A 12,468-nucleotide genomic window follows, 5' to 3' on the forward strand; every position below is an offset into this window, starting at 1 on the left:
CCTGTTCTGTTCCTTGGCGAGTGTCCGCGGCAGCGCGCGCGTCCGATCGGAGCGTGCTGGCCGGTTCTGTTCACGCGGCGAGCCCCTCCAGCACCTCCCGGAGGAGGCGGGCGGTCTCGTCCCAGCCGGTCAGTTCCGCGCGGCGGGCCAGAGCGTGGCGGCGCCAGCGTTCCCGCAGGCCGGCGTCGGTGAGCCAGTCGCGCAGCGCGGCGGCCAGGGCGTGCGGATCGTCCGGGGGGATCAGCCGGCCGGGAATGCCCCCGCCCGGTGCGGCGCCGAGCGCCTCCGGCACACCGCCGACGTCCGCGGCCACCACCGGGAGGCCGCGGGCCAGAGCTTCGGTCACCACCATGCCGTACGTCTCCGCGCGTGACGGCAGCACGAACAGATCCGCGTTCGCGTAGGCGTCGTCGAGCGCGGCCCCGCTGAGCGCGCCGACGAACCGGACGCTCCCTCTCTCCTCCAGCGGATCTTGGACGGTTCGCCCCTGCGGGCGGTGATCAATCGTCCAAGATCGCGCGATGTCGTCGGGGGAGACGGCGGTGGCGTCCGCGGCGGCAGTGCGGGCTGCGCCGGCGGTGGATGCAGTGCGGGTCGGGGCGGGGGAAGCGGTGCTGGAGGTCGTGTGAGCCGAAGCCCCGGATGCGGTGCTGGAGGTCGTGTGCGCCGAGGTCGCGGGTGCGGTGCTGGAGGTCGTGTGAGTCGAGGTCGCGGGTGCGGTGCTGGAGGTCGTGTGAGCTGAGGTCGCGGGTGCGGTGCTGGACGTCGGGTCAGTCGAGGTCCCGGGGGCGCTGCTGGAAGTCGCGTGAGTCGAGGTCGCGGGTGCGGTGCCGGAGGTCGTGTGCGCCGAGGTCCCAGGGGCGCTGCTGGAAGTGGTGTGAGCTGAGGTCGCGGGGGCGGGGCTGGAAGTAGTGCGGCGCAGGGTCGCCGGTGGGGTGGCGGTGGAGTTCGGGAGACGGCCGGCGCCGGCGACGGTGCAGGTCCAGGGCAGTTCGGCGGGGAGCATGAGGAGGGCGTCGAGCAGCAGGTCCTGGCCCTTGCGGTGGGTGAGCGACGCCACGTTGAGCAGGCGGTGGCCGGTGGCGGAGGGAACCGCCTGCGGGGCGGGATCGACGCCCGGGGGGACGGCGTGGACGCCGGACAGTCCGTGGAGTTCCTCGACGCGGCGGGCGGCGGGCGTGCTGGTGGCGATCACCGTGGCGGCCAGGCGCAGGGTGCGGCATTCCAGGGCGCGGAGTTCGGCGGCCTCGGAAGCGGGCAGGCCGGTCTCGTCGCTCAGCGGAAGGTGCACCAGGACGGCGAGCTTGAGGCGGGTGGCGTGCGGTTCCAGCAGCTCCGGGACACCGCAGGCGATCAGGCCGTCGAGGAGGACGACCGCGCCGTCGGGGATGGCGCGCAGGGTGTCGGCGAGAGCCTGACGGGCGGCGGGTTCGGGGCGCGGCCACGAGCCGGCGATCAGCGCCTCCCGGACCTCGTAGGGGGACCGGTCCTGAGGAGCGGACGCACGAGTGGAGCGGGGGTGGGACCCGGGATGGTGGGGCGCAGGAGTGGAGCGGGGGTGGGACCCGGGATGGTGGGGCGCAGGAGTGGAGCGGGGGTGGGATGCCGAAGGGAGGAAGGAGGGAGGGCTGGGGTCGGGGTGGGATGCCGCAGGGAGGGAGGAGGGGGGACCCGGGTGGGGGTGGGACCCGGGATGGTGGGGGGAGGGGGGAGTGGGCTTCGGGCGTACCGCCGCAAGGGTTTGATCGTGGGGGGTGGCCGTGAGGTGGCGGAGGACCTCGCGGTCGTAGCGATTGCCGCCGCTCGGTGCTGCCGGATCGTCGATGGACGCCGGCAGCACCGCGAACAGCGGATGGGTCACAGCGTGCGCTCGTAGGACGCCCACGCGATGTGCGACTCGTGCAGGGTGACCGAGATGCCGGTGAGGCCACCGGCGCCCGGGCCCAGCTCGCCGGCCTGCGCGCGGACGGCGAGACGGTCGGCGATCACCTTGGCCAGGAACTCGGTGGACGTGTTGACGCCGGAGAACTCGGGGTCGTCGTCGAGGTTGCGGTAGCTGAGCCCGGAGCAGATGGTGTGCAGCTGCTCGCTCGCGCGGCCGATGTCGACCACGATGTTGTCGTCGTCCAGCTCCGGGCGGCGGAACGTGGCGTCCACGACGAACGTGGCGCCGTGCAGGCGCTGTGCCGGTCCGAAGACCTCGCCGGAGAAGCTGTGCGCGATCATGATGTGGTCGCGGACGGTGACGCTGAACAAGGGCTCGTCTCCTCTGTGGGGTTGCGGGGCGTAGTACGGGTACCCGGCCGTCAAAAGATCAAATCGGGTAGTCGATCACATGGCAGAGGGCCCGCAGACTGCCGTCGGCCAGGGCGGGAAGCACCGTCGGCAGGTCGTCGAACCGGCTGTGACCGGTGATCAGGGCGTCGAACCGGGGGTCCTTGAGCAGGTCGAGAGCCACCTGGAGACGCTGGGCGTAGTCGCGGTGTCGGGTGGGGGAGATGCCGCCGACCTGGCTACTGCGAATGGTAAGCCGCTTCGAGTGGAAGAATTCCCCCAAAGGCACAGAGACCTGGTTGTCACCGAACCAGCTCAGCTCGACCAGGGTGCCCTCGTGCCGGAGCAGCTCCAGGCCCCGGGCGAGTCCCTTCCCGGTCGCGCTGGCGTGGATCACGATGTCCCGGCCGTCCGCCGCGTCCGCCGGTCCCGCGAAGCCGATGCCGAGCGAGGCGGCGATCTCCTTCCGGGTGGCGTCGACGTCCACCAGCTCGACGTCCGTCGCCGGGAGGCCGGCCAGCACGGCCGCGACCGACGATCCGACCATGCCGCCGCCGATGACCGTGATCCGGTCGCCGATCTGCGGCGCGGCGTCCCAGACCGCGTTCACCGCCGTCTCCACCGTCCCGGCCAGCACCGCCCGCGCCGGGGGAACCTCGTCCGGAACGACGGTGACCGCGCTCACCGGCACGACATAGTGCGTCTGATGCGGGAACAGGCTGAAGACGGTCCGCCCCAGCAGGTCGACCGGGCCGTCCTCGACGACGCCGACGTTGAGGTAGCCGTACTTCACCGGCGCCGGGAAGTCACCGGCCTGAAAGGGGGCGCGCATGGTCGCCCACTGGCTCTCCGGGACCCGGCCCTGGAACACCAGCGTCTCGGTGCCCCGGCTCACCCCCGAGTGCAGTGTGCGGACCCGCACCTCGCCGTCGCGCGGATCGGGCACCTGTTCGGCGCGTATCTCCCCGGCTCCGGGGGAAGTCATCCAGAAGGCTCTGGGCAAGGTTCGTCCTCCATAGCTGAACCGAAGGGCCCCGGCGAGCGTGTCAATCGGGGACAGCGGCTAAACCCTACGTCCAGGAGGAACGGTGACCATCAGTACCACCACGACCACGGCGAGTCCGGCCCGGGCTCCGCTGGCCGGGTTCGTCGCCCAGCTCCTGCTGCTGGCCACCCTCGCTCTGACGATCGGTCTCAGCACGTGGGGATGGGTCGCCGGGGTGCTGTACGGGGCCGTGCTGTGCGGCCTGCTGGCCCTCGCTCTGCACCGCGCCGCGATGACCACGCTCGGATGGGCGAACGCGGTCACGTTCGGCCGGGCGATCCTCACCGGCGGAGTCACCGCGATGATCGCCGGTTCCGGCGCCCCGGATCTGCTGATCGTCACCGTCGCCGGGATCGCGCTGGCCATGGACGGGGTCGACGGCCAGGTGGCCCGTCGCACCGGCACCACCACCTCGCTGGGCGCCCGCTTCGACATGGAGATCGACGCGTTCCTGATCCTGGTGCTGAGCCTCGCCGCCGCCGCCGAGTACGGCTGGTGGGCCGTCGCCATCGGCGCCTTCCGCTACGCGTTCGTCGCCGCCTCGTGGGCGCTGCCCTGGCTCAACGCGGCGCTGCCGCCCCAGTTCGGCCGCAAGGTCGTCGCCGCTCAGCAGGGCGTGATGCTCGCCGTCGTCGTCAGCGGCCTGCTCCCGCCGGTGGCCGCCGTGGCCGCCCTGATCATCGCGCTCGGCTCGCTGACCTGGTCGTTCGGTCGCGACGTCGCCTGGCTGTACCAGGCCTCCCGCGTCCGCGAAGCCGCCCGCAGCCGCTGGTCCGCCCCGCGCCGGGAGCACGCGCTCGCCCGCTGAGATTCGTACCTCGAATCGCCGGATGACCGATTTGCGGGGTGGTGTTGCGGGCGGCCGGAAGGCAGCATGGCCGGGTGCCCGAGAATGCCGCTTTTCCGCAACTCCGTCAGCGTGCCGAAGCCCTCGCCGAGGCGGGCAACCTGGACGACGCCGTCGCCCTCCTCGAACGCGCTGTCGAGCTCGGCCGGACGCGGCTCGCCGAAGGTGACCCGGAACTGCTGACCACGATGCGCCAGCTCGCCGGTCTGCACCTGCGGGCGGACGACCCGATGTCGGCCCGCCGGGTTCTGGAGGAGGCCCTCGAGGCACGGCAACGGGCCGGGGCGCCGGATCAGCTCACCCTGCTGCTGGCGTACGACCTCGCGGTGGTCGCCCAGGAACTGGCCAACCGGCATGTGGCACGGACCAACTTCGCCACGGTGGCGGAGTACGGGCCGGAAGTGCTCGGGGCGGATCATCCGGCGGTCGTGCAGGCCCGCACCTACCTGGAACCGGAGACGCCGGCCACCGACCCGGCCCCGCCCGCTACCGTTCCCGTCCCGCCGCGGCCCGCCCGTCCGGATGTTCCGGTCTCCGCTCCCGTCCCGGTCCCACCGCCGGCCTCTGTCTCCGCCCCGGCCGTGCCGTCGGCGTCGTCCTCGAACCCGGCTTCGGCTTCCGTGTCCGTGCCGGCCGTGCCGCCGGCCCCGTTCTCGCAGCCGGCTTCGGTCGCTGTTCCCGCCGCGGCCCTGGCGCCCGGTGCGCGCCCTGAGCCCGCCCTCGAGCGGCGGCAGCCGACAGCGGCGCAGTCACGGCGCACGTGGGTGCTGGCCGGGGTCACGGTGCTGTCGCTGACCGTGGCCGTGGCCGCGGTATTCGCCCGGCTCCCCGGCGGGTCGGAACCCGCCGAGGCCGGTCAGACCGCGCTCGTCGAGGCGCCGCCGGTGTCCACGGCTTCGAGTTCGCCGATCGCCCCGGCCTCCGCTGCCCCGGCCTCGGCCGTTCCCCCGGCGCCCGCCTCCCTCGCCGTCTCGGGACCCGCGCCGGCTGCGACGACGCCGCGGACGAGGGCTGTCACCCCGACGGTGGCCGCGGCCCGAACCACCGCAGCCACCAGCAGGACGACGGCAGCCACCGCCCGGACCCGGATCGTCGCCCCGGCGAACAACAGCACCGTCCCGTGGCCGTTCGACGCGAGGTTCACCGTGTCGGCGGCCGACGCGGCGGCCACCGGAACCGTGGTGTCACTGTCGATCTGTGTCGCCGGACGCTGCTATCTGGACGGCAAGCTGAACGTCTACGGCAACGGGGTGGCGCCGTACACCGTGTATCTGGGGTCGACCAAGCCGGAGGGCACGGGCGTCGCCTGGAGTCTGCGGCTCGACCGGATCGCCAAGGGCACCTACGACAGGCTCGTCGCCGAACGGAACGCGGCCATCGCGGACGGCACGTGGGGCGACAAGGGAACCCGGATGGGCGCGCTCAACCCCGCCCCGGTCAGCACCCTCACGGTGACCAAGGGCGGCTGACGGTGCGAACTGCACACACCGGAGCGGCTCAGTGCTGCTACGGCGCGGATGCCGGGGTGACCTTGGCGGGCATGCATGACCCGCAGCCGGGGGACGGTCGTGAGGGGACGCCTGCCGTTGCCGCCGCGAGGCACGGTACGTTGCGTGGCCCGTACCAAGGCATGGTGTGAGAGTAGCGCCGCGGACCGGAAGCGGGCAGTTGCCGTAGTGGTGTGCGGGAAGCGGCGCGGGACCGGAGGTGGGCGGCTGCCGTAGCCGTGTCAGTGCCTGGCACTCCGGAGGCGGGCGCGGCGTGGGCGGGTGGATCCGCCGTAGAGGTGGGTGCGATGGTCGACGTCGTGGTCGGGGGCGGCGGACAGGTCCCGGCCGTGGCCGATGTGTACCGTCCAGCTCTCGTAGTACCAGCTCGGATCGCACGGACATGTCGTATGCAGGAAGCGGAAGTTGGCCCGGTAACGTGCCGTCTCACCCTGCCGGACGACGAACAGGCGATTCGGCGACTCGTGCCGGGGATACCCCGCGATGACCGGCAGCCGCTCCACCCGCCACGCGGTCCCCTCGGGTGTGAGCCGCAGGCCGATGCGTTCGGTGTCGCCGGTCCAGACCTCGGCTCGCGGCTGGTAACCGAGCGTCTCGGCGGCGAGGACCTCGTGGACGATCACCTCACCGTCCGGAAGCGGGCTGGGCAGGGGGAACAGGCGGTCCAGGCCGCGACGGGCGTTCGCCTCACCGGCTCCCCGCGCTGCGGGACCCCACCGGACGCGCACCCGCTGAATCGTGATCACGCCCTACCCTGACCCGCTGGGTGCCCCATCGCCACCGCATTTCGCCGGGTGACCACACCGGCATCACGTCCGGTGGCGGGAGGGGTCGCGGAGCGTACTTGGAAAGCCGTTCTCTCCCGAGCCGTTCTTGCGGCAGGCCCGGCAGATCTCCTGGGGACCCGGCGGACCCGGGGCCCCGTGGGCTCGGAGCGGCTCATCCGGGGAGACGCCCGGGGAACGGCATGGACTGTCACCCGGCGAGAGCGGACCGCAGGGCGCTGATCATCGAGGCGCGGAACCCGGTCATCACCGGCGCGCGCCGGAACAGGGCGTCGGCGCCGTGGTACATGCCCGGCACCACGTGCAGGTCGCAGGGGACGCCGGACTCCCGCAGCCGCCGCGCGTACGCGATGTCCTCGGCATGGAACAGGTCCAGATCGCCGACCCCGATCCAGGCCGGCGGCAGGCCGGTGAGATCGTCGCGGCGCGCTGCCACCGCGTAGGACGCGGGTGCCTCCACGGTCGGTTCGTGACCGAGGTACGCGCTCCAGCCGAACCGGTTCGACGCCGGCGACCACACGAACATCCCGGTGCCGGCGTGATCGGCGCGCAGCACGGTCCGGTCGTCGAGCATCGGGTACACCAGCGCCTGGAAGGCCACCGGCACCTCACCCCGGTCGTGTGCCAGCTGGGCGAGACAGGCCGCCAGGCCACCGCCCGCGCTGTCACCGGCGACCGCGATCCGTGCCGGGTCGACGCCGAGCTCACCGGCGTGCCCGTGCAGCCAGGCCAGCGCGCTGTAGCAGTCGTCGAGCCCGGCCGGGAACGGATCGGCCGGCGCCAGCCGGTAACCCACGCTGACCACCAGCACACCCAGTTCGGCAGCGATCGAACTGCAGACGTCGTGGTACGTGGCCGGGTCGCCGATGACGTAGCCGCCGCCGTGGATCCACAGCAGCGCGCCGGAGGGCCGTTCCCGGCCGTGCGGCTCGTAGACATGCACCGCGACCGGCGGCGCCCCGGCGTGCCCGGCCACGACCCGGTGCCCGGCCTCGACCCCGTCCACCAGCGCCGACGGCCGCACCGGCAGGGATGTCAGCAGCCGGACCACCGCCGCGGACCGCAGGTGCACGGGCAGTAACAGCAGCGGATGGCGCAGTTCGGCCGGGACCGCCGCGAGGGCCCGCCGCCGGGTCAGGACGATCCGGGCCAGTGCGGTCCCGGCGATCGCGGCCCCGGCGATGCCGGCCGTTCTGAGCAGTCTCGATGCCATGGCCCGTTCCCCGTCCGTCTGCCGATGTCGCAGACTATCCCGCAGTGACGCGGCGAGGGGCTTCCCCTGGGTTCGGTGGTGCTGCCACGGCGGACACCGGCCGGCCCGCCGAGCCATCCGGTCGAATGCCCCCGCGAGGTGCCGGGACGGGTGCTGCGCTTGCCGTGCCACCACCGCCTGGACCCGGCCGCCATGCCGGTCGGGCGTTCGGGATCCGAGCTGGTTCTGATCTTGATCAGGGCTTGGCGGGTTCGGGTTTCTCCTCGGCCTCCCCGGCTTGTGCGATCTCTGGTTCCGTCTCGGGGTGCGGGTCGGCGGTGGGAAGGGAGGAACCGGATTGCGGGTCCGCGGAGGGAAGGGGAGCGTCGGGTTGCGGTGGGGTGGTGGGCTCGGGGGCGGATTCGGTGGGTACGGGGCGCGCGTACCCGTTGAAAAGCAGGTTGAGCAGGAACACGACGATGACCGTGGTGGTGATCGAGCTGCCGAAGATGATCTCCAGTTCGTCCGGCATCTGGCTGTAGAAGGCCGGCGCGACCACCGGGATCATCCCGATGCCGATCGACACCGCGACGATGAGCAGGTTGTTCGTGCCGTCGAACTGGACGCGGCGCAGGCTGCGGATGCCGACCGCGGTGACCGTGGCGAACATGACCAGGGCGGCCGCGCCGATGACCGGGCCCGGGATCGCGGCGATGATCTCGCCGAGTTTCGGGATCAGCCCGAGCAGGACGAGGATGACGCCGGCCGCGGTGACCACGAAGCGGCTGCGTACGCGGGTGACCTGGACCAGGCCGACGTTCTGGGCGAACGCGGTGTCGAGGAACGAGTTGAAGACGCCGGCCAGGATGCCGGAGAGGCCGTCGGCGGCGAGACCGCGGGCGATGTCGTTCTCGGACGGGCGGCGGCCGACCGACTCACCGACGGCGAGCATGTCCGCGGTCGACTCGACGTAGATGATCAGCATGACGGTGCACATCGCGATGATCGCGGCGGCCTCGAACTCGGGCGGGCCGAAGTAGAACGGGCGGGCCAGCCCGAACCAGCTCGCGTCGCCGACGCCGGAGAAGTCGACCAGGCCCATGAACGACGCCACGATCAGGCCGAAGATCAGCCCGATCAGCACCGACAGGGACGCGAGGAAACCGCGGGCGAACCGGTTGACCAGCACGATCAGCACGATGATCGCGGCGGCCAGGGCCAGCTTGTCGAGGGCGCCGTACCCCGGGGCCTCCTCGTCGTCGCCGGCGATCAGACCGGCACCCGCGTCGATCAGCGAGAGGCCGATCACCGTGATCACCGTGCCGGTGACCAGCGGCGGGAACAGGTGGATGATCTTCGCGAAGGGTTTCGCGATGAGCAGGCCGAAGACGCCGGCGGCGAGGAAGGCGCCGTAGATCGCGGGCAGGCCGTACTTCGCGCCGATCAGGATCATCGGGTTCAGGGCGGCGAAGGTGGCGCCGGCCACGACCGGGAGGCGTACGCCGAGGATCCTCCCGACGCCGAGGCTCTGGATGATCGTGATGACGCCGGCGACGAACAGGTCCGCGTTGACCAGGATCGCGATCGTGCCCGCGTCGAGTTTCAGCGCGCCGCCCACGATCAGGGGGACGGCGACGCAGCCGGCGTACATGACGAGGACGTGCTGGAGGCCCAGCACCGTGAGCCGGCCGACCGGAAGCATCTGGTCGACCGGGTGCTTGCTCCCGACCGCTTGTGACATGACGGAACCTTCCACGTGGAAACGGTTCCGCGGATTCTCAGGACGCGATGTTTACGGCAGAGGTCCCCGTGTTGCATCCCGGTGAATTTCTTCTATGTCTATGCGCAGCCGGGTCCGGCGGCCACCCCGCCGACGATCCGGTACCGCGAGATGTCGCCCTGCACGTAGCTCTCGATCTGCCGGATCGAGGTGGGCGCCTCTCCGTTGTTCATCAGGTATCCGGTGATCGCCGTGTTCACGGTGTGGCAGGTCGCCTGGTCGGCCACTACCTGGACGCGGGACTTCAGCTCACCCGGATTTAACGCGGCGTAACCGACACCGCAAATACTCAGAGTGATGGCACTGGTCATGGCAAGCTCGATCAAACGCACTCGAGCAGGTTAGCCATGATCACGCATGGTAGGCATTGGCCCGTTCGGTTGAGATCAACAACTTTGCGTGATGGTGGACGGGGGCGAATGAATCGACGTGAGTCACCGCCGAGGTGGTACCTTGATTACTCGCTGCAACGGTCTGATTGCGCTGGAGGATCCCATGCGTCGTGCCGCTGTCGTTCTCGCCCTCGTTTTCGCCGGCCTCTGGATCGCCGCCCCGGCCCAGGCGTTCGCGCACACCGCCGTGCAGAGCCCGGCCCTGCACGCCGTGCTCGACGGACTGACCCTGCTGGTCGTCTCGGCCCCCGTCTGGACGGCCCTGCTCTGGGCCGGCGGCCGCCGCTGGCTGCTCGCCGCACTGATCGGGGTGGTCCAGATCCCGGTCGCGGTCATCGGTTTCGCACCGATCGCCGACCCGTTCCTGCACCTCGCCCTGTTCGTGATCGCCCTCGGCCTGACCGCCGTCTCGCTGCGCGCCGTCCGCGCCCAGGCCCGCGCCGCCGCCACCGTGACCCGTTAAAACCGTCGAGGCAGGGCCGGGTCTCTCAGCGGCCCGGTCCTGCGATGTGATGACGGCGTAACCTCACCGTCAGTGAGCCTGCCCACAATGAACACGTGGTGCACGAGACGATGATGCCGGTCAACGGCATCCAGGTGTGCGTGGAGACGTTCGGCGAGGCCACTGAGGCCCCGCTGCTGCTGCTTGCCGGTGACGCAAGCCCGATGGACCGGTGGGACGACGAGTTCTGCCGCCGGCTCGCCGCCGGCAACCGGTTCGTGATCCGATACGACCACCGGGACACCGGACGGTCGACCTCCTATCCGGCGGGCGCGCACGCGTACTCCGGCGCCGACCTGATGGACGACGCCGTGGGTGTGCTCGACGCGCTGCGGGTGCCGGCCGCGCACCTGGTCGGGTTCGCGCTCGGCGGGGCGCTGGCCCAGCGTATCGCCGTGCACCACCCGTCCCGGGTGCTGAGCCTGACCCTCATCGCGACCAGCGCCGACACGCAGGGCGCGGACCCCGCCCCGGTTCCGGTGGGCGGTCCGGTTCCGGTCGTCGCGGGCGCGGTCACGGGCGGCGTCCGTACGGTCGAGGCCGCCGCCCTCCCCGACCCGGCCGATCCCGACACACTCCTCCCCGACGCGTTGCTGCCCGGCACACCGTCGCCCGGCCCGCTGCTGCCCGGCCCGCTGCTGCCCGGCCCGCTGCTGCCCGGCCCGCTGCTGCCGGGCGCCTCGCTGCCCGGCGTGGCTCTTCCCGTCCTGGACGGCGGGCCCGATCCGGCGCCCGCCGGCACCGACTGGTCGGACCGGCGCGCCGCCGTCGCCGGGATCGTCGCCGAGCTGCGGGATCAGGGCGGGCCGTTCACGCCGGACGAACCGCAGCTGCGCCGGCTCGCCGAACGCATCTTCGACCGGTCCGCCGATCTGGCCGCCACCCGCCTCAACCATCGGCTCGCCGGTTACGGCCCGCCGGTACGCGACCTGCTCGGCGCCATCGAGACCCCGACCGTGGTCCTGCACGGCACCCTGGACCGCCGGTTCCCCGCCGAACATCCCCGGGAACTGGCCCGCCGCATCCCCGGCGCCCGCCTGGTCTGGCTCGACGGCATCGGCCACGAACTCCCACCCCGCGCCGTCTGGAACCAGGTCCTCACCGAGATCCTCGACCTCGCCGCCTGAGCGCTGCTTGTGGTGGTGTGCCAGCATCGCGCGCGTGCGGATCCTCACGTTCGGTGGTACGGACCGGATCGGGCGGCTCGTGCTCGTTCCCGGTGCGGTGCTCGTCGCGGTCCTGCTCGTGTGTCACCCGATCCTCCCGGGTGGCAGCCTGCTTCCGGCCGTGCTGCCGTGGCTCGGTCTCGCCGTGCCCGTCCTGCTGGCGCTGGCCGCCTGGCGCCGCTCCCGGCCGGCCCTGCTCGCCGCCGTGCTGCCGTCGATCGCCTGGCTCGCGATCTTCGGCGGTCACCTGATCCCGGACGCCGGCGCCGCCGAGCCCGACCTGCTGGCCGTGCAGCACAACGTCAGCGACGAGAACCGTGACCCGGCCGGCACCGTCCGGGCGCTGGTCGCGACCGGTGCGGATCTGATCGGCCTCGAGGAGGTCACCCCGGAGGCGCTGCCGGCTTACGCCGAGGCGTTCCCCGCCGAGTACCGGTACTTCACCTTCCAGGGGACCGTCGCGCTCTGGTCCCGGCATCCGCTCGCGGAGGCCGCCGCGCTGGACATCCGGCCGCCGGACCTCGGCGCCGACTGGAACCGCGGGCTGCGGGCGGTCGCGCGGACCCCGCGCGGGGACGTCGCGGTCTACGTCGTGCACCTTCCCTCCATGCGGCTCGGCGTGGGCGGCCTCGACTCGGCCCGCCGGAACGCGAGCGCCACCCGGCTCGGCGCGGCGCTGGCGGCCGAGGAACAGGAGCGCATCGTGCTGCTCGGCGATCTGAACGCCACCGTGGACGACCGCGGCCTCGAACCGGTCACCGCCCACGTGCGCACCGATGACACGGCGTTCGCCTTCAGCTTCCCGGCGAGCTTCCCCGCGGTCCGTATCGATCATGTGATGGCCCGGTCCCTCACGGTCGACTCGGTGCGCACGCTGCCGGAGACCGGCAGCGACCACCTCCCCGTCGTCGCGCGTCTGCGGTTCTGACGCGACCACCGGCGGCGCAGGCCCGGCTGGCTGTCAGTGCTGTCTCACC

The 12,468-nt window shown here is 72.2% G+C and carries 12 protein-coding genes; 5 read left to right on the plus strand and 7 right to left on the minus strand.

The features are described from left to right. Positions 1-70 precede the first annotated feature (70 nt). Genes Aut01nite_RS45040 through Aut01nite_RS42305 form a run of 3 tightly spaced genes read right to left on the minus strand, consistent with a single transcriptional unit; the run spans position 71 to position 3,259 of the window. Complete coding sequence (locus Aut01nite_RS45040; RefSeq protein ID WP_373871574.1) at positions 71-1,861, minus strand: glycosyltransferase; 1,791 nt, start codon at positions 1,859-1,861, stop codon at positions 71-73. Beyond that, complete coding sequence (locus tag Aut01nite_RS42300; protein ID WP_043533619.1) at positions 1,858-2,256, minus strand: 6-pyruvoyl trahydropterin synthase family protein; 399 nt, start codon at positions 2,254-2,256, stop codon at positions 1,858-1,860. Before Aut01nite_RS42300 ends, Aut01nite_RS45040 begins: the two co-directional genes overlap by 4 nt. A 58-nt stretch (positions 2,257-2,314) precedes the next feature. Then, positions 2,315-3,259: a zinc-dependent alcohol dehydrogenase gene (locus Aut01nite_RS42305; protein WP_043533620.1), complete on the minus strand. Its 945-nt coding sequence runs from the start codon at positions 3,257-3,259 to the stop codon at positions 2,315-2,317. 103 nt (positions 3,260-3,362) lie between these two features. Between Aut01nite_RS42305 and Aut01nite_RS42310 the strand changes: the two genes are divergently transcribed. After that, complete coding sequence (locus Aut01nite_RS42310; RefSeq protein ID WP_043533621.1) at positions 3,363-4,127, plus strand: CDP-alcohol phosphatidyltransferase family protein; 765 nt, start codon at positions 3,363-3,365, stop codon at positions 4,125-4,127. Between the two features lie 74 nt (positions 4,128-4,201). Next, positions 4,202-5,635 carry a tetratricopeptide repeat protein gene (locus Aut01nite_RS42315; protein ID WP_152629144.1) on the plus strand — a complete coding sequence of 478 codons (1,434 nt, stop codon included), beginning with the start codon at positions 4,202-4,204 and terminating at the stop codon, positions 5,633-5,635. A gap of 260 nt (positions 5,636-5,895) precedes the next feature. On the opposite strand, the gene Aut01nite_RS42320 is transcribed toward Aut01nite_RS42315, so the two are convergent. The 4 genes from Aut01nite_RS42320 to Aut01nite_RS42335 all read right to left on the minus strand — a co-directional run bounded on the left by Aut01nite_RS42320 (position 5,896) and on the right by Aut01nite_RS42335 (position 9,763). Continuing rightward, a complete protein-coding gene (locus Aut01nite_RS42320; protein WP_236643215.1) occupies positions 5,896-6,420 on the minus strand; it encodes a hypothetical protein in 525 nt (174 codons plus the stop codon). A gap of 229 nt (positions 6,421-6,649) precedes the next feature. Continuing rightward, complete coding sequence (locus Aut01nite_RS42325) at positions 6,650-7,672, minus strand: alpha/beta hydrolase (RefSeq protein WP_173476767.1); 1,023 nt, start codon at positions 7,670-7,672, stop codon at positions 6,650-6,652. A 235-nt stretch (positions 7,673-7,907) separates the two neighbouring features. Beyond that, positions 7,908-9,392 (minus strand): nucleobase:cation symporter-2 family protein, encoded by a 1,485-nt coding sequence (locus Aut01nite_RS42330; RefSeq protein WP_063958906.1) that lies wholly within the window; start codon positions 9,390-9,392, stop codon positions 7,908-7,910. A gap of 98 nt (positions 9,393-9,490) precedes the next feature. After that, entirely contained in the window at positions 9,491-9,763 is a 273-nt protein-coding gene (locus Aut01nite_RS42335; protein ID WP_043533622.1) for a hypothetical protein, read from the minus strand. A gap of 163 nt (positions 9,764-9,926) precedes the next feature. Between Aut01nite_RS42335 and Aut01nite_RS42340 the strand changes: the two genes are divergently transcribed. The 3 genes from Aut01nite_RS42340 (at position 9,927) to Aut01nite_RS42350 (ending at position 12,419) form a co-directional block, all read left to right on the plus strand. Next, positions 9,927-10,286: a hypothetical protein gene (locus tag Aut01nite_RS42340; protein WP_043533623.1), complete on the plus strand. Its 360-nt coding sequence runs from the start codon at positions 9,927-9,929 to the stop codon at positions 10,284-10,286. Between the two features lie 95 nt (positions 10,287-10,381). After that, positions 10,382-11,452 (plus strand): alpha/beta hydrolase, encoded by a 1,071-nt coding sequence (locus Aut01nite_RS42345; RefSeq protein WP_201775654.1) that lies wholly within the window; start codon positions 10,382-10,384, stop codon positions 11,450-11,452. 34 nt (positions 11,453-11,486) lie between these two features. Further along, on the plus strand, positions 11,487-12,419 hold the full coding sequence (locus tag Aut01nite_RS42350; RefSeq protein ID WP_063958907.1) for an endonuclease/exonuclease/phosphatase family protein: 933 nt from the start codon (positions 11,487-11,489) through the stop codon (positions 12,417-12,419). Positions 12,420-12,468 lie beyond the last annotated feature (49 nt).

Origin of the sequence: Actinoplanes utahensis, assembly GCF_016862455.1 — a bacterium.
Classification (GTDB): domain Bacteria; phylum Actinomycetota; class Actinomycetes; order Mycobacteriales; family Micromonosporaceae; genus Actinoplanes; species Actinoplanes utahensis.

What these genes read in the sequence shown, in the direction of transcription:
- Aut01nite_RS42305 (WP_043533620.1), bottom strand. Translation starts at nt 3,259, where the DNA reads ATGACTTCCCCCGGAGCCGGGGAGATACGCGCCGAACAGGTGCCCGAT.
- Aut01nite_RS42325 (WP_173476767.1), bottom strand. Translation starts at nt 7,672, where the DNA reads ATGGCATCGAGACTGCTCAGAACGGCCGGCATCGCCGGGGCCGCGATC.
- Aut01nite_RS42330 (WP_063958906.1), bottom strand. Translation starts at nt 9,392, where the DNA reads ATGTCACAAGCGGTCGGGAGCAAGCACCCGGTCGACCAGATGCTTCCG.
- Aut01nite_RS42340 (WP_043533623.1), top strand. Translation starts at nt 9,927, where the DNA reads ATGCGTCGTGCCGCTGTCGTTCTCGCCCTCGTTTTCGCCGGCCTCTGG.